The organism is Actinomadura sediminis (assembly GCF_042675525.1).
GTDB classification, from domain to species: Bacteria; Actinomycetota; Actinomycetes; order Streptosporangiales; family Streptosporangiaceae; genus Spirillospora; species Spirillospora sediminis.
This window is the reverse complement of record NZ_JBHTJA010000030.1, coordinates 20,645-41,088: the sequence shown is the minus strand read 5'-3', so window position 1 is coordinate 41,088 and position 20,444 is coordinate 20,645. Positions and strand designations below refer to the sequence as shown.

The following is a 20,444-nucleotide window of genomic DNA, read 5'->3' as shown; positions in this document are numbered from 1 at the left end:
CCGCCCCGTCCCTCTGCTTCATCCCCCGGGACAGAGAGGCGGGGCACCACCGAGCATGAGCTACGCGCCGAGATCCTGTCGAGGCCCCGGGTCGGACGGCGGAAAAACGTTCTCTTCCTGAAGCAACTCGATCAGGTCGATCGCGTCTTCATTACTCTGGGGTCAACCTCGGCCGCTTCGACAGTGCCAAAAAGATCTCCACCAGATTTCTCTACTTGGCGGGGTGCCTCGCGTCGACAGGTCGTTGGCGCGATGGTCGTGGACAGGTATCAGAGAAGCTTTTCCTGCGCCTCCTCCACGGCCAGTGCTGACTTCACGTCTCAATGCGTCCGAGGTCGTCGGACGGGATGGGTCCATCCCACCCGGACGCGCGGAGCCGCTCAGCGAACGCCGCATGCGCCTGCCGGTACTCGGCTTCCCGGTCGGCCTTGTAGAAGGGCGCCTCGTACCCGTCCGGGACTGGTCCGTTGATCTCGGGGTCCAGGTGGTCTTGGAGCTGTTTGAAATGCTCCTTTGTTTGCCCGTAGCCGAACGTGTTGTGGTTGCCCGCGATCTTCCGCCCGTTGGCGTCAAACCAGATCTGCGCCTCGTAGTCGGACAGGACGGGGTACCGAGACCGGTAGATCGCCACAAGCTGCTCGGCCGTCATCCCGAGCCAGAGCGCAACCATCGCATCCAACTCGACAAGGGCTGCCCGGCGTTCGCGCTCGGTGCGAAGCGGTGTGCCGTAGTTCCACTCGGACGTGAGGGCGGACGGGCTGTTGAGCGGAGCCAGCCCCGGCCAGTCGACCGCCCACGTCTCGTCGTTCCAGGCCCGGTCGTACAGCTCAGCCCAGAGATCGGCATAAGCGTTGGTCAGGCAGTTGAGTCGGAGGGTGCGCAATAGCAGGGCTGGGGCCAGCGAGTGACTGGAATCGGCAGCGGGCATGCTAGGGGGGTCGCCAACTTGCAGATGCGATCGGCCAGTTATTCGCAGCAGGTAATCCAAGGGAAGCGCCGCCCAAAATCCAGCAGCAAGGGCAGTTCCTCGATTGTCAGGCAAAGCCAGCGTATGCACAGCATTTACATGCGTCGGACCAGGTGGAATGAGCGCAGCAAACAGTGACCTTTCATTGGCAAGCGGAATCATGTTCCGCCAAGCAAGCCTATAGAACTCCACATACCGACGGAATATGCCGTCCGCTGTAGCCCATCGATCCTGTACAGCGAGGTAGGTTTCCTCGTCGCACGCCCGCACGTAATTGGTTACCGGGATGACGTCTACTGGAAGTGCAGTCAGGTCCCATGCAGACCAGTCTTGATTGTGTCTACATGGGATGTTCGGCTCTTTATTGTACGGTGTTGCCTGGCTAAAGTGCGGCCCTTGCAATATGACTGCAGATAGACCTTTTGGACGTCCAGTTTCCCAGCGTATGGTACCGTCCTTCTTGGCATTTGCCTCATCATAACCTCTGCTGATTCTCCCAGCAGAGGCAGCCAAGCGATCAGGATAAGCAGCCAGAGCTTGGATCGCCCCCGCCTCGGCGATCGTCACCGGGTAGAGCAATGGAGTTTGTTCCACTGGAACGTCGATCGATCCAGTCAGCGCCTGCCATTGGATCAACAGAGGCTCGTCTACCCAGACCAGGCGATCCCTATGGGCTCGAAGATCCCACATTCCCTGGTTCTTGATTCCTGGGGCGCCGCCTTCTCCATTGTGCACCAGGGACCCTATCAAGGTGGCAGGATCAAAGAGCCAACTTACATGGGTGAATCCAACATCCTTGCGGCACCCGTAAACTTGAATTCCATACTCAATACGATGATGAATGTCAAACAGAAGTAGGGCGTTAATGAAGTGCGCATGGAAGCGCAGGTGACGATAGGCAGCAGCGCGAAGCTTTCCCTCCTTCGTGCCACCGAAATGCGTATCCAGGTGGATCAATGCCGCCATGCCTCGAGGATCCAGGTTAGCCCAACTGCGGCACATAAATGCGCGATACAGGTCAGGCTGGGTCCCCACAAGAAGTGGATATGTTGCTTCTGAAGTGAGGAACTCGACCGTTCCAGTGTTGCCCGATATCTCGCTGAGGAAATAATTCCAGGTGGAGCAATCCTCAAGAACGAGGGTCTTCTTCTCTCGCCACTCGACCGCGCTTGGTTTGTCGGAGAGTTTGAACCATGGGTTGGCCTCAGCCAGAACCGAGTCTTCCTGCCAGCGGGGCCGAACCCAGGGTGGGTTGCCTACCTGGAGATCGAAGCCCTCTTCCTTGAAGACCTGGGCGAACATGAGTTCCCAGTGGAAGAAGCCCTGGTCCTTGGCGATGTTCTCGGCGGTGGCGAGCCAGGGGAAGCGCTCGTTGAGTCGGAAGACCTCGTCCATGCCGGTCCAGCTTGGGAGTTGGTTCTCGTACTCCTCCAGTTCGGCGAGGCCGCTGAAGTGGTGGGCCAGGGAGTCTTCCGGAACGTCCGCACGACCAAGGACGGCTTCGGCGAAGTCGAGCCAGTCGCCCAGGTCAGCCAGCGGAATGACGCGGCGAACCTCGTCCAGGGCGGGCTTACGGCCCTTGGTCGTCTTCCACTTGGCACCGCCGCCGCTTGCGACCTTGGCTTCGGTGACGGCGCCCGCGAGGTCGAGTTGCTCGGGCTGCGTCCCGAAGAGTGAGTCGGTCACGTAGACCTGAGAGAGTCCGGTGTTCTCAGACTGGGCCGCAGGACGGTCCTCGTCGTCCGAAATGATGTGGACGGGTTCCAGGCCGTCCGCCGTGGTGGCATAGGTGCTGGCGGTGCCGTCCAGCAGGTCGACCTTGTCGAGGGGCCAGAACCACAGAGCGGACCAGGCGTCCATGACGGTCTTCAGTCGCCAGTACGGCGTGCCGGGCGCGGTGAGGTCCGCGTACACCTTCTCCTTGGGGATGGCGTGTTCTGGCTGGTCGATCCAGTCGGCGCCCCAGACGTCGATGGCTCGGCTGATCTCGCGCTCGGAGATGGTGAGGCGCTGGGTGACCAGTTCCCACAGGTACTCGGCGCGCTTGGACAGCGCTTGGAGCCGCTTGAGTTGGGTGGTCTTGCGGCCCTTGTCGGAGACCTTCGCCCTCATCTTCTTGCGCCAGGCGGCAAGCTGCTTCGCCTGCTCGGGGGCTAGGTTCTTGGCTTCCTTGGCACCGGCGACTGCTCCCCAGCCTTCGGCGGGCAGCAGGAAGTGGTGGACCTTGCCGGACGGGATCTCGCCGTCGCGGAACGGGATCTCTTCCGGGGCCTCCTTGAGCCACGTGCCCTTGGTGAGCTGCGCCGCGTCGTAGACCTTGCGGCCTGCGCCGATGAGGGAGTTGCCGCGTCGCAGGTGGAGCCCGAACCACGGGGCCTGGAGGCCGGGGTGCATGACGTTCAGCCAGAGCGATACCTCGGCCAGCTCGATTGCGGTGTCGTTGAGGTCCACGCCGTACGAGTTGTGCAGCGCGATGTACGCCTTCGCCCGCTGCAACTCCTCCTCGTACTTCTCCGGGGCGATGTCCTGGCCAAGCTCCTTCTGTCGGCGCTTGAGGTACTCGGCGGCTACCTGGTTGATGGCCTCGTTGAGGAAGGCGCCGGAGCCGAGGGCGGGCTCGCAGATCTTCCAGTCGAGGATCTCGCGGGCCGTCGTGGTCGTCCCGTCCTGGTCGAGTCGATGCTTGAGCGCGAGTTGGACCGTGACCTGCGTCAGCGACTCGGGCGTGTAGTACGACGCCGACGTCTCACGGTCGCGGCCGGCGAGGCGGTAGACGAACGAGCCCTTCTCGTAGCGGAGGAACTCTTCCTCACCGTGAAGGTCGTCGTCCTGATGGCGGCGGACGAAGACGTCCTGCGGGTAGTCGTCGGCCTTGGACGCCGGGATCATCCACGAGCCGTCCTTCGGGTCACCGTTCTTGGCGACCTCGTACAGGTCCTCGCTCGCGATGAACCCCGTGTACGACATCAGGCCCTCGTACACCGCGCCCAACTGGTTGATGCCGAGCTGCGCGTACGAGATGAACCCGCCGCGCTCCTTGCGACGCCCCTTCGTCAGCATGAGGCGGCGCAGCACTCTATGGAGAGTCTCGTTGCGAAGGCGGGTGTCGATGGTGCGCTCGTCCTCGTCGTCGTCCACCGAGATCGAGCCGATGAGCTTCACCGACTTCGCCTCGAACAGGTCGGAGCGGAGGGGCTCGAAGCGCAGGCCCTCGCCGTCCGGGCCGTCGTCGTTGCGGGCAGCGCGGGCCCGGTAGCCCTTGTTGACCATCCGGAACAGCAGGTCGAGCGACTCGTACAGGTGGAACGAGTTGCGGGCCTGCTCGCTGGACAGGTCGTTCACCACCAGGTCGCCGAGGCGGGCGAGGCTGTACCCCTTCAGGTAGTCCTGGTCGTTGGTGGGGAGGATGCCCAGTTCGGGACGGGCCTCCGCGTAGAGCAGGAACAGGATCCGGTACAGGTATCGCAGCGACTCGCGTCCGAGCTGGTCGGCGAGCTCGCGCGACTCCATGACGTCCTCGGGGTCGATGCCCTGCTCACGAATCCGGTTGAGGACCTCGTTGGCGATCAGCTCGACGGATTCCTTGAGCCCGTCCCGCAGCTCCTTCGAGACGCCGACCGCGTGGTTGCGGGAGCTGGCGAGCAGCTCGGCGAGCGGTTCGTCCCCGCCCTCGGCCGGAGGAAGAAGGGAGTCGGCGCCGAAGAGGGCGGCGATGATTTCCAGCTCGGCGGCGTCATTCCGACCGAGGGCGACGTCGAGGCTGACGGCGAGGTAGCGGCCCTCGCCCCAGCTCGCGCGGTCCGCGAGAACCATTACGCCGCCGGCGAGGATCAGCACGTAGCGGGGCGGCTCGTCGGTGGCGAACAGCCAGGACGCGAGCTTGGTCGCGTCCTCGATCCGCTCCTGGGCGGAGAGCTGGAGCGGGTGCAGCAGGCCGCTGTCCATCGCTGCGTCCACGTCGGTCGCCCAGCCGCACTCGATGGCGATCAGGTGCTCGTCGGCGTAGGTTACCTGGACGGTGTGCTCCTCGTCCGTCCGCCGGACGGTCAGCGCACGCGGCTCCGCCTCATACCCGAACGCGCGCAGGATCGTGCCGTGCAGCTCGCCGAGACGCTTGCGCCACTCCGGCAGGTCTTCCGGGACGAACTCCTCCTCTCGGAGCTGCTCGTCGAAGTCGGCGAAGTACTTGCGGTCGGCGAAGTACGGCTTGCCGAGCGCCTTCAGACCCTTGCGCGGGGTCTCGCGGCCGTCCTTCTCCTCGTCCGTCCAACGAGCGCGCAGGCCCCGCTTGATGTCCTTCGGCAGCACCTCGGCCAGGTAGTGCGCCGAGAAGTAGTCGCCGCGGTTGACCAGCGAGTCGAGCCTCACTGCGCTGCCTCCTGAGGAACGAGGACGGCGAGGACCCGCAGCAGCGGCTCCCCCGTGATCTGCAAGGAATCGAGAAGTCGCTGCTGCCGTTCGACGGTGTCGTCCACGCGCGTCTCTTCCCGCTTGCGCTGGGACACGTGGGCAATGTCGAGGGTGAGCTGCCGCCACGACTCCAGGTGGTCGCGGTAGTCGTTCAGCGGCGCGACGATCTCGGCGTCGTAGTGGGCGCGACGTTCTTCGAGATGGCGGCGCGCGGTGGCGACGGCGTCCGGGATCCGGGCGGTGAGCGGGTCGAGGTCGATGGGACGGCCCGTGTTCGTCATGTCGGGTCCGACACCGGCGTCCGCCAGGATGTCGGGCATCTTGTCGGGCAGCACCCGGCCGGACACGACCGCCATCCACTCGACGACGGTCGGCTGGCCGAAGTGGTTCGAGTACACGCCCTGCACGAGGTACGTCGGCTCGTCCACCCGCGCCGCGACGACGGGCGCGGTCTGGCGGCCGAGCTGCACCAGCACCTTGTCCGTCACCCAGTCGACGAGGGGATGCAGGTCCGACAGGTAGGCGATGTCGGGCCACAGGGTCTTCTCGTCGCGGGCCTCGGCGAGCTTCCGGGTGGCGAGGTCACGGTCGAACGTGACCTTCATCCGCTTCTTGATGTGGTGCGTGCGCAGGTAGTCGGCGGGCAGCGCGGACAGCCGGTGCACCAGGTCCTTGGGCGGGGTGAAGGCGAGGAGCGCGCCGTCGTCCTCCAGGCCGGGCAGCAGGTTCAGCGTGTCGACGGCCTCGCCGACGAACTCCCGCGTGTCCGCGAACAGCCGGGGGACGTCCGCGCGGGCCGGAGCTCCCTCGGTGACCTGCCCGTCCACGGGGCCGAGCAGGTCGGCGAGGAGGTCGTCGAGCGGCTCGTCCGGGACGGCCTCCTCGACGGTCTTGCCGGCGAGAAGGTCCTGGATCAGCCGGCGTTCCTCCGCCTCCGGACGGTACTCGCCGGTGATGGCCTCGGCGGTGCCGAAGGCGTGGTGCGCGGTCTCCTCCTTCTCTAGGAGCTTCGCCGACACCGTCCGGTCGTCCTTGACGCCGTCGACGCGGGAGGTGAGAAGGAGAGCAGAGAACTGGGGCTGGTGCCGTTGCCCGTATCGGTCGATGCGGCCGTTGCGCTGCTCGATCCGGATCAGGCTCCACGGCACGTCGTAGTGGATCAGGTGGTGGCACTGCCGGTGCAGGTTGACGCCTTCCGACGTCACGTCCGTGGTGACCAGCAGCCGGACATCGCTGCCGCTCAGGCCGAACCGCTCGATGATCTCCATCTGCTGCTGGTCGGTCATGCCGCTACCGAGCATCCTGTCGACGGCCTTGGCGGGCAGCTTCAGCCGCTTCGGCAGGACGTCCGCGAGCCAGTGCACCGTCTCGACGCTCTCGGAGAACACGACGACGCGGTTGCCGTCCTTGACGCCGATCTTCTCCAGCTCCGCGACGAGCGCGTCCAGTTTGGAGGAATCCTTGTCGGTGATCTGGTCGGCCAGCTCCTTGAGCGTCGTGAGCGCCCGGATCTCGCGGTCTTCCTTGGCGTTGCGCAGCCGGTTCGCGACCGTGGTCTGCAACGCGCGATGCGACGACAGGAACGCCTTCAGCAGCGTGTACGGGAACAGCCGGTTGCGGGAGTCGACGACCGGGCCGCCGGGGCGGGCATTACCCGCGAGCCACACCTGGGTCAGCTCCTCGAAGACCTTCTCCTCCGCGTCGCTGGCGGCGCAGGTGATCGGGACGGACGGTCCCCGATCGGGCCACTTGGCGCCCATCTGGTCCCGGACCTCCGGGCTGATCTTCGTGCGCCGGATGTAGAGGTGGTCGATCTGCTTGGCCTCGTACTTCTCCTCGTCCACGATCGCGGCCGGGTCGAGCATCTGGATCAGCTCGGCGAACGACTTGGCCTTGCCGTTGTGCGGGGTGGCGCTGGCGAGGAGCAGCGCGTCCGTCCGTCGGGCGAGCAGCTTGGCCAGCCGGTTGCGAAGCGTGCTCTCGCCGATCAGGTTGTGCGACTCGTCGATGACGACCGCGTCCCAGTGCATGTGCTCCAGGTGCTGCCCGTACTTGCCCTCGTTCTTCAGCGTGTCGACCGAGACGATGATCCGCTTGTAGTGCGTGAACGGGTTGCGTCCGGCGGGAAGCTCCTGCTGGATGCGCTCGATGCCGACCGAGTCGAGCCGGATCAGCGGGATCGCGAACCGCGTCCACAGCTCCCGCTGGAACTGCTCCAAGACCTGCTGCGGGGTGACGACCAGGATCCGCTCGCCGCGTCCGCGCCGGATCAGTTCCGCGAGGATCAGCCCGATCTCGAGGGTCTTGCCGAGGCCCACCACATCCGCGATCAGCAGTCGGGGCCGAACCCCCCGCAGCGCCAGCTCGGCGGGACGCTGCTGGTAGACGAGCGAGTCCAGCAGGAACCGGTCCGACAGCGCCAGGCCGCGTTCCGTCTGCGGCAGCGGCGTGCGGCGCAGCACCGCCTCCAGGAACAGGCGGCTCTTCGCGAACCGCGGCGTGCCGTCCTGCTCCAGGACGGTCTCCTCCGGGCGGAGCAGGCCCACGTTCTCCAGGTCGGTGAAGAACACCGCCTCCTCGTCCCGCACGAACTCCGACGCGCCCACCGCCGTGATCTTGTGCCCGTCCGCCACGGGCACGCAGGTGCGGACGATCCACTCGGCGTCTCGGACTTCAATCCGGGCACCGGGCGGGTAGGAGGTGTCGGTCACGAACAGGGCCTTTCAGAACGGGGCGGTCACGGCGTAGGCGGTGCGGAGGCGGTCGGCGAGGCGTGCCACGACCGAACCCGGCGGCGCGACCTGCGACAGGTCGACGGGTCGGCGCGGGGGCGGCGCGACGTCCTCGGGATCGGACTCGCGTTCCACATAGGTTGCCAGGGTCAGCGCCCTGATCGCCGCCGGTAGCGGGCCGCAGATTGCTTCGAGCCGCGCCCTGGCCTCCGCCACGGTCGGCCTGCTCTGCGGATCGTGCGCCAGCATCGCGGCGACCGGGCCGGCGAACGCGTCCGGCAGCCCGGTGACGTCGGGTGGCGCGTCCGCAGAGATGATCTTCGCCATCAGGGCCACCATGGTGTCGGCCTTGTACGGGTAGTGGCCGGTCAGCGTGTAGAGGAGCGTCGCGCCGAGCGAGTGGACGTCCGCCGCGGCGGTGATCTGCTTGGGGGTGAGGGCCTGCTCCGGTGCCATGCACGCCGGCGTGCCGAGCGTCGCCGTCGACGTCGTCAGGTCCGTGGGCCCCTCGGCGAACGCGACCAGGCCAAGGTCGATCACCATGGGGCCGTCCCGTCCGAGGATGACGTTGGCGGGCTTCAAGTCGCGGTGCAGCAGCCCGGCCTCGTGGACATCGCGCAGCGCGTCCGCCAGCAGGACGCCGAGGGCCGCCGCCTGCTCAACGCCCAGCGGGCCTCGCTCGCTCACGAACTCTTTGAGTGTGAGGCCGCGGACGAACTCCATCGCCAGCCACGGCTTTTCGTCGCCCGTGTCGGAGGCGTCGACCAGGGACGCGATGTGCGCGCCCTGGACGTTGCGGAGGGCCTCCGTTTCGCGAGCGAAACGCTCTCGAACTTCGTCCCGGTCGATGAGTTCCGCCCGGATCACCTTCACTGCGACTTGCTCGTGGCCGTCGGTGACGCCGTAGTAGACGCGTCCCATGCCACCGAAGCCGAGCCGCCCGCGCAGCGTGATGCGGCCGCCGATCCGCTGAGGATCAGACCGGTCCAACGCCTCCACGCTCACCCCGCCCCGTCTTCGCTGCTCACCGCGTACGCCGCCATCGCCCGAGCAGATTAGCCCGCGACCCGACATGATCGGCGGACACCACCGAGATCACCCGGCATCCTCGCGCCCGCCAAGTCCGGCGTGTTTCGATTTATACATTAGATTGCATGTTAACTCAATACACACGGCCGGAAGAGGTCATCCCCAGACCTCTGTGCCCGACGCCGCCTCTACCGCTAGACGGCTGAACCTCCGCACCCGTTGGCAAGCCCGTCCACCCTTCTCACCGGAACAAGGCAAACCCGCCGCAGAGTGGGTTGCGACGGGGGCATCACCGTCCGGCCTTGCAGGGCGCCGACCGCACTCTCCCCGGCAGGTCACGAACCAGGACGCTGTCTCGTGCGGTATCGATCGCGACGTCATCCACGTCCAGATTCTCGCCACGCTGGAAGTCGCCGTAGGTCAGACGTCACGAAGTTCCGCAGTCATTTCCGAGCAGGGCAACAGCGCCGGGCGGACACCTCATGGGGCATGACCTTGACGACGTCACCCTCAAGCCGCTGACGACGCGCACGCCCGGGTTCACCTGTGGACGAGCCTCATGGGGAGTGGAGGCGGCGAGCGCCAACGACGCACCGTCGCCCCCGTTCAAGATCACATGACGGGTGCCGATTCAAGTGAGGTCAGCGTTCGCAGACGGCATTGAGGTCGATGGCGAGGGCGAAGGGCAATGTTGCGGTGATGCGGTCGTGGTGGACGCCGGTCGCTACATACTCGCCGGTGGCGTCGTCCAACTCATAGGTGTAGATCGCGGAGGCCGGTGCGGTCCGGTCGGTTTCCACTCGCCAGTGATGCCGGATCCCGGCGCCCGCGTACAGGGCCGATGGCATCCGCCGGTCCTTGCGCTTGGTCGACAGTGACACCACCTCGGCGACGAGGGTGACCGACTCTGCGTAAATGGGCCGTTCGTACGGGTCGTGTTCGGCGGAGTAGACGACGATGTCGGGGGCGATCTCAACCGGCTCCGTCTCGTCGTCGTCCAAGAGCACGTCCACGTCCGTGTCGACCTGCCAGGAGTCAGGGGCCGCGTCTTCGAGACGGGTCGCCAGACGCCGCGCGATGCGCTGATGGATCGGGCGGGGCCGTGGACTCACGACAAGTTCTCCGTGGATGAGGCTCACATGTACTGGGAGGTCTTCGGGTAGCGCCTCGTAGTCTGCCCGAGTCCAGGTGTCGCCGGAGGGCAATGGGAGAGTCATCGCTGGCATGGCTCCTGGTGCCTCCGGTCGAGTGGGGACGCGTCCTTAGTCAGAGTACATTCGGCACGCCTCCCCGATGCTGTGAGCGGCTCCGCGCCATCGCTGGACCCTGACCTTGAAGGTCGCCTCGTGCTTGTGGCACGGAGCCGCCGTTGCCGTCTGCCAGGGACTGGACGCGGGTCCTGGCCACAGAGGGTGCTCGATGCCACTACACGGAGCGGAGGTTCGGCCTTTCGTCCGTGTGGCGGGCGACCAGCTGGTCGGCGAGGACGGCCTGGAGTTGGGCGATCTTGGCTTGGGCTTCCTCAAGTTGGGCTTCGAGGTCTGGGGTGGCTTCCTTGGGGGCGCGGATCTTGTTGAGCGCTTCCAGGGCGGTTTCGTCGGCGGTGGGGAGGGTGCAGAGGTGGATTGGCCGCTCGCGCTAGCATTTGTCGACCACCTGCTCCGTGTTCTCGCACCTGGCGACGATCCCCACCAGGTCATCGCCCGCCGCTGCCCTGGGGTCGAGGTAGCCCGGTCTGCCGACCGCCGTTCAGGTCGTTTCCGCGCCCGCCCCGGCCATCTCCCAGCGTCCAGTGGGGCCGTGACGGGCGGGGTTTCAGGACGAGGAAATGTACTTCACGTTCTGCACCCTTACTCCCTTTCGGTCACCGGCCAACCCGGGCAGATGGGTAGCGTCGGCGGTCAAGATCAGGACATCGGGCTGTTGCCCTGCCGCCTCCGCACGGTCGGCGTACATGTGAGCCGTCGCGGCGACCAGGGCATCAACAACCTCCGTCGAGTCGAACCCCGCGTCACCGATCAGCTTCCCGGCGGCGCGCGCAAGGTCCTCGGTGACGGGCTCAACGACGGTCCTGGTACTGGACAGGACATGGTTCAGTTTCGCGTCCCGGTCGGAGCCGCGCAGAATCTCCGTCAGCACGGCGCTGGAGGTGATCAAGCGTGCCTGCTTGCGCAACGCAGCCGCGAAGAAGATCGCCACGTTGCGGTCCGTGGCGGCCTTGTTGATGGCGTCGTTGTCGAGCACCAGAACCCCGCCGAGCCTCGCAGCCCGACGGCCTCGCACGGCGCTCACTGATCTTGCGCAGACGGCCAAGCGGCGAGGGCGGCCTGGATCTCGTCCTCGCTGAAGGGTCCGTGCCGCTCTTCCAACTCGTCAACGAACTCGGCGAGGGCGTCGAGCTGGAGCTTGGCCGCGATCGCCTCATCAACGTAGGCAGAATCGGACAGGCCCAGCTTGCGGGCCTGTTCGCGGATCTCAGCCTTGCGGCCCCGGCGGATGGTGGCCGACAACTTCTCGGTCGCACCGGGACCGCCCGCAGGCTTGTGAACCTTCGCGGCCTTGCCGCGCTTCGCGCCACGAAGAGGCTGCTTGACGGGAGTCTCCTTGGCATCCACGACTCAATCATACCAATGGTAGGAGTCGACTGCCCTCGGCGACGGGATGAGATCTCGCATGCGAGCGCCCGGGCCCCTGCGGCGGCATGCTCGTGACCATGGTGCAGGGATCCGCGCGCCAGGCTACGGATCACCCTGATCAAGCGGCGGACCAGGCGGGGCCTGCTTCCAACTGATGGCGCTTGCCGTCAGCGCGTCGGCCGCGTCGGTTGCGTTGATCAGGTGTCCTCGCTGATGCCGCCGAGTCGTTCGACGTCCTCGGCTGGGATGTCGGTCAGGAAGGAGACGCTGGAGGTTGTCGACCCGTCGAGTTTGCAGAGCTTGTTGAGCATGGCCTGACGCATCTCCGTGCGGCGGGACTCCAGATGGGCCCGCAGGGTCTCACCACCCGATCCTTCCTGGTCATCCGAGGAAGTGGGCACCATCGGTGATCGGCTCCTCTGTGTCCGGGATCTCCCTGAGGGGCAGCGCTACACGGAGCGCAGGTTGGGTCTTGATTCGGCGTGCTGGGCGACCAGCTGATCGGCGAGGACGGCCTGGAGTTGGACGATCTTCGCTTGGGCTTCGGCGAGTTGTGCTTCGAGGTCTGAGGGTGCGTCCTGGCTCCCCTGAGTCGTGCGGATCTTGGCGAGGGCTTCGAGAGCGGTTTCGTCGGCGGTGGGGAGGGTGTGGAGGTAGCGCTCGGTTGTGGAGATCTTGCGGTGGCCGAGGCGCTCTTTGACGACCTGGAGGTCTGCGCCTCCGGCGAGGAGCCAGGACGCGTGGGCGTGGCGGAGGTCGTGGATGCGGGGTGACCAGCCGAGGTCGGCGGCTTCTCGGGCGGGGTGCCAGCAGTGGTTGCGGAACCAGGAGGCGGGGATGTGCGGGTCGTCATCGTCGGGGCGGGGGTTGCGGGGGTTGTCCTTGCCTTGGGCGCGGCGCTTGGCGCGGTAGGCGGCGTAGGCGGCTCGGCAGTGGTCGCACTTGCACTTGCCGAGGTTGTAGGCCGTGATCGTGCCGTGGGTGTAGGTGCGGCCGTTGAAGGCCTCGAAGGTGAGGGACTCGGCGAGTTCGAGCTTGGGTGGCTTGGGGCGGCGGCTGAAGAAGAGGTCGTCTGGGGTTAGGTGGTGCGCTTCTGTGTGGGCCTTGAGCTTGGCGACGATCTGGGGGCTGAGCTTGAGGCGGCGGTAGCGCTTGCCCTTGGGGTAGTCGTTGACCAGGAAGCGGCGGCCTTCGGGGTGGTACTTGGGGACGAGTTGGACGACCGCGCGGCTGACGGTGAGGATGCCGGTGGCGAAGTCGAGGTCCTTGACTCGGAGTTCTGTTAGCTCGCCCCAGCGGAGGCCGCTTTCGATGTCGGTCTCGACGAGGAGTTTGGCGTCCGGGGTTGGGAGTGCCTCGTAGATGCGGGCGAACTGCTCGGCGGTGATGATCTGGCGCGGCTTCTCGGGGACGGGGTCGGTCTTCACGCCGCGGCTGGGGTGGTAGACGAGGATGCCGTCGTTGACGGCGGTGGTGAAGATGGCGTTGAGGATCGCCGTCTTGCAGTACTTGATGCTGTAGGCCGAGGCGCCCTGCTTCTTGAGGTGCGTGATCCAGTCGCGGACGGTCTCTGAGGTGATGTCCTGCAGCTTCATGTCGCCGAAGTACGGCATGACGTGGGCGGCGAGGGCGTAGGCGTAGTCCTGGCGGGTCGATGCCTCGATGCGGTGGTTCGGGAACCAGCGCTCTTCGACGTAGGTGCGGAAGGTCTGGCGGGCTCGGCGGGGGTCGCCTGCTTTGCCCTCGGCGATGCGTGTCTCGGCTCGTTGCCAGGCTCGGTCGGCCTCCTTGCGGGTGGTGAACGTGCCGGCCGTCTGACGGACACCTCGGGCGTCGTCATAGAGCGCCTGGTACCGGGTGCCGTTCGGTCCCTTGCGTTTGCGTGTGAAACCCATGAGCCCCCCGAGCAAGATCATCTGTCACTCATTTGTCACTGGATCATGGAAATCCGAGCGACATCGGCGAGGACATGATGGCATGCGAAATAGCCTCTGACCTGCAGTTTAGTGGGTTGGCGGCGATCTTGGGGGGAGGTGATTTCGCCGCTTCCAAACTGGCTACGCGGGTTCGATTCCCGTCGCCCGCTCTCATACTTCCCCACGTCAGAGCCCTGTTGGGCCATCTTGGGGGCCCTCCAAGATCATCCATCACTCATCTATCACTGGGATCGAGCACACCAGAGCGGCATCCTGGTTCATCAGCAAACCTGCACGATCATGCTCCGACTCCCCGTGACGAAGATTGAAAGGCGTAGGAGCAAGTAGCTCCAACACCGAAGGTTGCCCCTCACACGGGAACCGGGCCTTCAGTCAGCAAGCGGCTCGCCAACCCCGGCTCGATACCGAGCAGACGCGGACCAGCCGTCACCACGCGGTAGCTCACCCCGGTGCGGATCATGCAGGGGCCCGAGGCTCCAACGCGTAGGCACGCGTACGTCCCAGCCCAGCGCCCAGGCCGCCGTCTCGGCGTTCGTCGTCGGCAGGGCAAGGAGCTCTTCGGTTCACACGGAAGTCGTGCTCGTCATCAGGCAGCGGTCAACCCGCCATGGTGGGGATCATAGGGAGAATGCCTGACATGTAGCCGTCGCCGACAGCGCGGGTCAGCCCTTGCGGCGGGTCATGGCGAAGCCACGGGGCTTCCTTCCCTGTTCGGAGCAGGGGAGGTTACTACTGTTGACGGTCATGAGGTCATCTGAGGACGCCGGCGGATCAGACGCCAGGCGCAGCGCTCGCGTGGGTCTCAAGACCGCTGTCATCGACAACAGCGCGGCGTTCGGGTTCTCGATCATGATCACGTCCTCGTTCGGGGCGCTCAACAAGCTCGCGGGGTCCCCGTCGCTCGTCGACATCTTCGGCTTCGCGATGGGTGCCGCCGCGGCGTTCACCCTGCTCCAGGCCGTGACCACCGAAGGGTTCCGCCGCCGCCCGGGGACGGGGCCCCGGGAGGTCGACTTGCTCGGCACGGCGCTCGGCATCGTGTCCGTGGCCCTCGGGTTGGGCGCGGCCGTCGCGGCCGGCCTGGCCCTTCCCGCCGGTGCGGCCTGGCCGGTGGGGGCGTTCGTCGCCGCCATGGCCTTCACGCTCGGTCAGGCCCTGCTGCTCATGCTCGCGGTCCAACTCGAGCGGCTGCGCGGCGACCCAGAGGCGGACGACGAGGACGAATGAGGCCCGGGCGCCGGAAGCCGGTATGCCGCCGCGGTGCCTGAACGCGACGGCCGTTTTCCACCCTGGTGAGGGTGGCGCGTACATCCTTCGGACGACCCGCGAAACGTCACTCCAGACGACGCGTCCGGCCCTCCGCGTGTTCGACGATCGGAGGGTAGCGCCGGTCGGAAGGGACGTGCAGTGCGCACCATCGGAACCATCGTCGCGATCGCGGGCCTGCTCTCGATCGTCAACCACTTCTTCGGCGGCGACCAGATGGACGTTCTGGAGTGGACGGACTCCCGCCAGCCGCTCGCCGGGATCGGGCTCGGCGTCCTCGGCCTGGCCGTGTACGCCGCGGGCGCCGTCCTGTCCCGGGACCGGTGACGCGATGCTCATCGCGATCATCGCCGCGTGCGAGATCGGCTTCTGGGTCGTCCTCGGCGCCGGGCTGCTCGCCCGGTACCCGCTGCGCATGCGGCGCCTCGGCGGCCTGCTCCTGCTGTGCGTGCCGCTGATCGACGTGGTGCTGCTCGTCGCGACCGTCCTGGACCTGCGCCGGGGCGCCGAGGCGGGCTTCGCCCACGGGCTGTCGGCCGCGTACCTCGGCTACTCGATCGCGTTCGGGCACAGCATGGTCCGGTGGGCCGACGAGCGCTTCGCGCACCGGTTCGCGGACGGTCCGCCGCCGCGCGGGAAGCCGCGGGGCGGCCGGGCCCGCACCCGGTACGAGTGGCGCGAGTTCGGCAAGGCCGCCGTCGCCACGGCGATCGCCTGCGGTCTTCTCGTCGGCATGATCGCGATGGTCGGCGACGCCGGGCGCACCGAGGCCCTCTGGGGGTGGACGGCCCGCCTCGGGCTCGTCCTGGCGATCTGGGCGATCTGGCCCGTCAGCCACACCCTGTGGCCCGCCGAGCCCGGGGGTCAGCAGAGCGACCGCTAGGTGCTCGTGCTGTTCCGCTTCCTGGAACGGACGGGTGGGAGGCTGGTCGCATGATCGAATCGGTTCCCAAGGCGGACCTTCAGCGCTATCTGCAGGTCGGGCGTGACGCTCTGGTGTGGAAACTGGACGGGCTCTCGGAGTACGACGTCCGCCGCCCGGTGACGCCGACCGGCACCAACCTGTTGGGGCTGGTCAAGCATGTGGCCAGCATGGAATTGATCTACTTCGGCGACACGTTCGGCCGGCCGTCCGGGCAGCCGTTGCCGTGGCTCGCCGAGGGCGCCGAGGCCAACGCGGACATGTGGGCGGCGGCCGATGAGTCCCGCGACCAGATCGTCGGGTTGTACCGCCGGGCGTGGGCGCACTCCGACGCGACGATCGGCGCGCTGGCGCTGGACGCGACCGGCCGGGTGCCGCACTGGCCGGCCGAGCGGAGCGGGGTGACGCTGCACCGGATCCTGGTGCACATGATCGCCGAGACGGACCGGCACGCCGGTCACGCCGACATCGTCCGTGAGCTGATCGACGGAGCCGTCGGGTTGCGGGCCGACAACGGCAACATGGCGTCCGGTGACGAGGCCTGGTGGGAGGACTACCGGGATCGGCTCGAGCGGGTCGCGCGGGAGGCCGGTCGGGACTGAGCTCGCGCGAGGTGTCGGCTCGGCGACGTCGTCGGTGCGCCCGGTTGGGCCATCTCCCCCGTTCGGGGGACGGAACCGGGTCTGCGGAGGGAAGGACGGCGGCTCCGGCACCGGCAGACTTCCAGGCATGAACACGAGGACATCGGCTGCGGCCGGGCTGGTCGGAGTCGTCTCGCTGGTGCCGTATGCGGCGATGAAGACGTACTGGGCGCTGGGCGGCGCGGCGGGTCGTCCGGCGGGCGACCTGGCGGCCGAGATGGAGGCGAACGGCGCTCCCGGGGCGCTCGTGTGGATGGAGCGGCACGGGCTCGACTTCACCGTGGTGGGCGCGGTGGCGGCGATGGCGTTGCTCGCGGCGCTGGTCCTGCCGTGGGGGCGGCGCGTGCCGCGGGGATGGCTGCTGGTGCCCGGCTGGACGGGCGCCGTCCTCCTCACGCCGTACGGGCTCGCGACGATGGTGGCGGCGGTGTCGGGGTTCACCGTCGGCGACACGGAGGGTTGGTCTCCGTGGGTGGGCGTCGTCGGGGGCGCTGCGTTCGCGGGGCTGGGGGCGGCGCTCGGCGTGTGCTGCCTGGCCCGCCGGGTCTCGCCCCCGCCGCCTTCCGCGGTCCGCACCTGACGGCGGTCGCGGTTTCGCCTGTCGGGACGGCCGAGTGCGGCGTCGATGACGAGGCGTCCGAGGCCCCCATGGCGTGGGCGTGCTTGACGGCCATGTTCCCGAGGACGCCGTGCGTGTGAGCGAACCGGACGTCCGCTGAGCGCCCACTCGTGAGAAGGTTATTCTCTCTAGGGAGAACATCGATTTCGCGGAGGGGCGCATGGGGCGTGCAGCCTGGGACGGGCGGAGCCGGATCCTCGCCGAGTTCGGCCTCGCGGTGCGGTCGCACGGCGAGGAGCTGCACGGCGCCGGGGCCGTCACGCCGCACCTGCACGTGCCCGGGACCGCGCACCTGCGGACGTCCGTCCTCGCGGCGTGGACGGACCACCTCACCGGGCTGCTCGCCGCGCGCACCATGGCGCCGCGGGTGCCGGTCACCATCGAGCTCGACGTCCACCTGTACGGTCCGCCGCCCGCATCCGGGGACGTGCGCGGCATCGCCCGGACCGTCAAGGCCGGACGGTCGATCTTCGTCGCCGAGGTCGAGTTCGCCGCCGGCGGCGAGCCCCTCGCCTTCGGTGCCGCGTCGTTCATGGTCGCGCCCGATCCGGCGGTCCGGCTCCCGGAGCCGCTGAGCGTCGACGCGCCCGCACCGGCGGGACGGCTGTCGGTGCCCCTGGCCGAGCGGGCCCGTTGCGCACGGCTGGAGCCCGGGAAGGCGAGCCTGCCGCGGTCCGAGGAGGGGCTCAACTCCTCGGACACCGTCCACGGGGGGCTGCTGGCCCTGGCGGCGGAGGAGTCGGTGCTCTCGCTGGCCCCCGGCGGCATCGTGGGGTCGCTCGCGCTGCGCTACCTGCAGGCGGCGCGCGTCGGGCCCATCGTCGCCACGGCGAGCCTGCGGCGCGGCGCGGCCCGGGCCGTCCTGCGCGACTCGGGCAACGGCGACCGGGCGGCGGTCATGGCCGCCGCCAGGACGTTCGGGCCCTGACCGTCCGTCGCGGAAATGGGTGTCAGCACCGATATCGCGGGGCGTTCGGATCGCCGATGGTGAATGGACATGCTCGGTTCACCATCGGAAGGAGGCGGCTCATGACCGCGAACGAGGTGTCGGACGGCTCGGCGACGCGCGAGGTCCGGCGGCGGCTGGAGGACGAGCGGCGCAAGCGCGCGGCGCAGCTCGTGGCGCTGGAGGAGGAGATCGAGCGGGCGCCGCTGGAGGAGGTCGAGGCGGCGGACTACGCGCGGCTGGAGAACCTGCGGCAGAGCCTCGCGGAGATCGACGGGGCGCTGCGCCGTGTGGACGACGGGACGTACGGCGGGTGCGAGGGGTGCGGGCAGCCGATCCCCGCGGGGCGGCTGGAGATCCTGCCGTACGCGCGGTTCTGCGTGCGGTGCCAGGGGCGGGCCTCCCGCTGACCCGGGCGGCGCCGCCCTCCGACGCCTCGGCCTCCGCAGGGTCGGGGACGGCACCCGTCCGGTCGCGCGGCGGGACAATGGGAGCGGAGGGGGTGCGGGTGCGGCTGTTTTGGCGCGTCTTCTGGTTGAACACGCTGGTCGGGACGCTGGCGACCGTGCTGCTGATGATCGGGCCGTGGACGGTGTCGGTGCCGATCCGGCTGACGGAGGCGCTGGTGCTGACGGCGGGGCTGACGTCGATGCTGGTCGCGAACGCGGCGCTGCTGCGCTGGGGGCTCGCCCCGCTGCAGCAGCTGATCCGGTTGATGGAGACCGTGGACCTGCTGCGTCCGGGGCAGCGGCTGGCGGTCACCGGGAGCGGCGAGGTGGCGACGCTGATCGACGCGTTCAACCGGATGCTGGGACGGCTGGAGGACGAGCGGGGCACGAGCACGGCGCGGGTGCTGCTGGCGCAGGAGGACGAGCGCCGCCGCATCGCGCGGGAGCTGCACGACGAGATCGGGCAGAGCCTGACGGCGTTGCTGCTGGACCTGAAGCGGCTGACGGGTCAGGCGCCGGAGGAGCTGCGGGAGGAGCTCCGGGTGGCGCAGGAGACGACGCGGGGCAGCCTGGAGGAGGTGCGGCGGATCGCGCGCCGGCTGCGTCCGGACGTGCTGGAGGACCTGGGGCTGGCGAGCGCGCTCGCCGCACTGGTGTCGCAGTTCGAGGCCCACACCGTCCTGCGCGTGGAGCGGGACCTGCATCCGGACCTGCCCGCGCTGGGCGCCGACGTGGAGCTGGTGCTGTACCGGATCGCGCAGGAGTCGCTGACGAACGTCGCGCGGCATTCGGGTGCGGCGTCGGTCGAGCTGAGCCTGGCCCCGGCGGGCGAGCCGGGCGGGGTGCTGCTGCGGGTGGAGGACGACGGCAAGGGGATCGGCCACGCCCCCGAGGGGGCGGGGATCCGCGGGATGCGGGAGCGGGCGCTGCTGGTCGGCGGCACCCTGACGGTGGACGGGGGGCCGGAGGGCGGGACCCGGGTGACGCTGTTCGTGCCGGCGCGCCGGCCTGTTCCGGAGGGGCCGGCGTGATCCGCATCCTGCTCGCGGACGATCACGCCTTGGTGCGCCGCGGGGTCCGGCTCATCCTGGACGGCGAGCCCGACCTGCGGGTGGTCGCCGAGGCCGGGGACGGCGCGGGCGCGATCGCCCTGCTGCGCGGCGGGGTCGAGGCGGACCTGGCCGTCCTGGACGTGGCGATGCCGCGGATGACGGGTCTGCAGGCGGCCCGCGAGCTGACCCGCGCGTTCCCGGAACTGCGGGTGCTCATGCTGACCATGCACGACAACGAGCAGTACCTGTTCGAGGCGCTGAAGGCGGGCGCGGCCGGGTACGTGCCGAAGACGCTGGCGGACCGGGATCTGATTGCGGCGTGCCGGGCGGCGATGCGCGGCGAGCCGTTCCTGTATCCGGGCGCGGCCGGCACGCTGATCCGCGCGTACCTCGACCGGGCCCGGGACGGACGGTCCGACGACGTGCTGACGCCGCGGGAGGAGGAGGTGCTGAAGCTCGTCGCCGAGGGGCACTCCTCCAAGGAGATCGCGGGCATTCTCGTGATCAGCGTGAAGACGGTGGAGCGGCATCGCGCCAACATCCTGGCGAAGCTCGGGATGAAGGACCGGCTGGAGCTGCTGCGCTACGCCATCCGCGTGGGGCTCATCGAGCCCTGACGAGTGGGAGCGGGGCCGATCGGGCGGTAAAGTGGCGATCATGACGTTCTTCCACCTGCGTTAGCGATCCGTCGGCGCGGCGCGGCGTGAGCCCGGCGCCGGCGATGCGGGGCGGCGGTGTGCGCCGTCCCGGGTCGCGACGTGGGAGAGAACGCTGTCATGCGTGCGTTCGGATTCGGCCCGCGTCCCGGTGCGTCCGCCGTCTCGTGACGGCGGAGCGC

Annotated in this window: 17 protein-coding genes; 9 read left to right on the top strand and 8 right to left on the bottom strand. The window is 68.2% G+C overall.

The annotated features are described in order from the left end of the window. Window positions 1-313 precede the first annotated feature (313 nt). From ACFQ11_RS16920 to ACFQ11_RS16885, 8 genes are all read right to left on the bottom strand, one after another. On the bottom strand, window positions 314-5,335 hold the full coding sequence (locus ACFQ11_RS16920; protein WP_378299530.1) for a class I SAM-dependent DNA methyltransferase: 5,022 nt from the start codon (window positions 5,333-5,335) through the stop codon (window positions 314-316). Further along, window positions 5,332-8,088, bottom strand: a complete 2,757-nt coding sequence (locus tag ACFQ11_RS16915; RefSeq protein ID WP_378299528.1) for a DEAD/DEAH box helicase — start codon at window positions 8,086-8,088, stop codon at window positions 5,332-5,334. The genes ACFQ11_RS16920 and ACFQ11_RS16915 overlap by 4 nt, the downstream gene beginning before the upstream one ends. A 12-nt stretch (window positions 8,089-8,100) precedes the next feature. Continuing rightward, window positions 8,101-9,099: a serine/threonine-protein kinase gene (locus ACFQ11_RS16910; RefSeq protein WP_378299526.1), complete on the bottom strand. Its 999-nt coding sequence runs from the start codon at window positions 9,097-9,099 to the stop codon at window positions 8,101-8,103. 680 nt (window positions 9,100-9,779) lie between these two features. After that, window positions 9,780-10,355 carry a Uma2 family endonuclease gene (locus ACFQ11_RS16905; protein ID WP_378299563.1) on the bottom strand — a complete coding sequence of 192 codons (576 nt, stop codon included), beginning with the start codon at window positions 10,353-10,355 and terminating at the stop codon, window positions 9,780-9,782. Between the two features lie 598 nt (window positions 10,356-10,953). Next, entirely contained in the window at window positions 10,954-11,382 is a 429-nt protein-coding gene (locus ACFQ11_RS16900; RefSeq protein WP_378299524.1) for a PIN domain-containing protein, read from the bottom strand. Between the two features lie 44 nt (window positions 11,383-11,426). Then, window positions 11,427-11,753, bottom strand: a complete 327-nt coding sequence (locus ACFQ11_RS16895; protein ID WP_378299522.1) for a hypothetical protein — start codon at window positions 11,751-11,753, stop codon at window positions 11,427-11,429. Window positions 11,754-11,971: 218 nt separating this feature from the next. Next, entirely contained in the window at window positions 11,972-12,178 is a 207-nt protein-coding gene (locus ACFQ11_RS16890; RefSeq protein WP_378299520.1) for a hypothetical protein, read from the bottom strand. A 45-nt stretch (window positions 12,179-12,223) separates the two neighbouring features. Next, entirely contained in the window at window positions 12,224-13,669 is a 1,446-nt protein-coding gene (locus ACFQ11_RS16885; RefSeq protein WP_378299518.1) for a tyrosine-type recombinase/integrase, read from the bottom strand. An 837-nt stretch (window positions 13,670-14,506) separates the two neighbouring features. Between ACFQ11_RS16885 and ACFQ11_RS16880 the strand changes: the two genes are divergently transcribed. The 9 genes from ACFQ11_RS16880 to ACFQ11_RS16840 all read left to right on the top strand — a co-directional run bounded on the left by ACFQ11_RS16880 (window position 14,507) and on the right by ACFQ11_RS16840 (window position 20,223). Then, window positions 14,507-14,938: a hypothetical protein gene (locus tag ACFQ11_RS16880; RefSeq protein ID WP_378299516.1), complete on the top strand. Its 432-nt coding sequence runs from the start codon at window positions 14,507-14,509 to the stop codon at window positions 14,936-14,938. Between the two features lie 180 nt (window positions 14,939-15,118). Continuing rightward, window positions 15,119-15,304 (top strand): hypothetical protein, encoded by a 186-nt coding sequence (locus tag ACFQ11_RS16875; RefSeq protein WP_378299514.1) that lies wholly within the window; start codon window positions 15,119-15,121, stop codon window positions 15,302-15,304. 4 nt (window positions 15,305-15,308) lie between these two features. Continuing rightward, the gene (locus ACFQ11_RS16870) at window positions 15,309-15,860 is read left to right on the top strand and encodes a hypothetical protein (protein WP_378299512.1); all 552 of its coding nucleotides are present in this window, start codon (window positions 15,309-15,311) and stop codon (window positions 15,858-15,860) included. 50 nt (window positions 15,861-15,910) lie between these two features. After that, window positions 15,911-16,501, top strand: a complete 591-nt coding sequence (locus tag ACFQ11_RS16865) for a DinB family protein (protein WP_378299510.1) — start codon at window positions 15,911-15,913, stop codon at window positions 16,499-16,501. 127 nt (window positions 16,502-16,628) lie between these two features. After that, complete coding sequence (locus ACFQ11_RS16860) at window positions 16,629-17,120, top strand: hypothetical protein (RefSeq protein ID WP_378299508.1); 492 nt, start codon at window positions 16,629-16,631, stop codon at window positions 17,118-17,120. A gap of 199 nt (window positions 17,121-17,319) precedes the next feature. Next, on the top strand, window positions 17,320-18,087 hold the full coding sequence (locus ACFQ11_RS16855; protein WP_378299506.1) for a PaaI family thioesterase: 768 nt from the start codon (window positions 17,320-17,322) through the stop codon (window positions 18,085-18,087). Window positions 18,088-18,188: 101 nt separating this feature from the next. Then, window positions 18,189-18,515: a TraR/DksA family transcriptional regulator gene (locus ACFQ11_RS16850; protein ID WP_378299504.1), complete on the top strand. Its 327-nt coding sequence runs from the start codon at window positions 18,189-18,191 to the stop codon at window positions 18,513-18,515. A 98-nt stretch (window positions 18,516-18,613) separates the two neighbouring features. After that, the gene (locus tag ACFQ11_RS16845; protein ID WP_378299502.1) at window positions 18,614-19,585 is read left to right on the top strand and encodes a HAMP domain-containing sensor histidine kinase; all 972 of its coding nucleotides are present in this window, start codon (window positions 18,614-18,616) and stop codon (window positions 19,583-19,585) included. After that, on the top strand, window positions 19,582-20,223 hold the full coding sequence (locus tag ACFQ11_RS16840; protein ID WP_378299499.1) for a response regulator: 642 nt from the start codon (window positions 19,582-19,584) through the stop codon (window positions 20,221-20,223). Before ACFQ11_RS16845 ends, ACFQ11_RS16840 begins: the two co-directional genes overlap by 4 nt. Window positions 20,224-20,444: the final 221 nt, after the last annotated feature.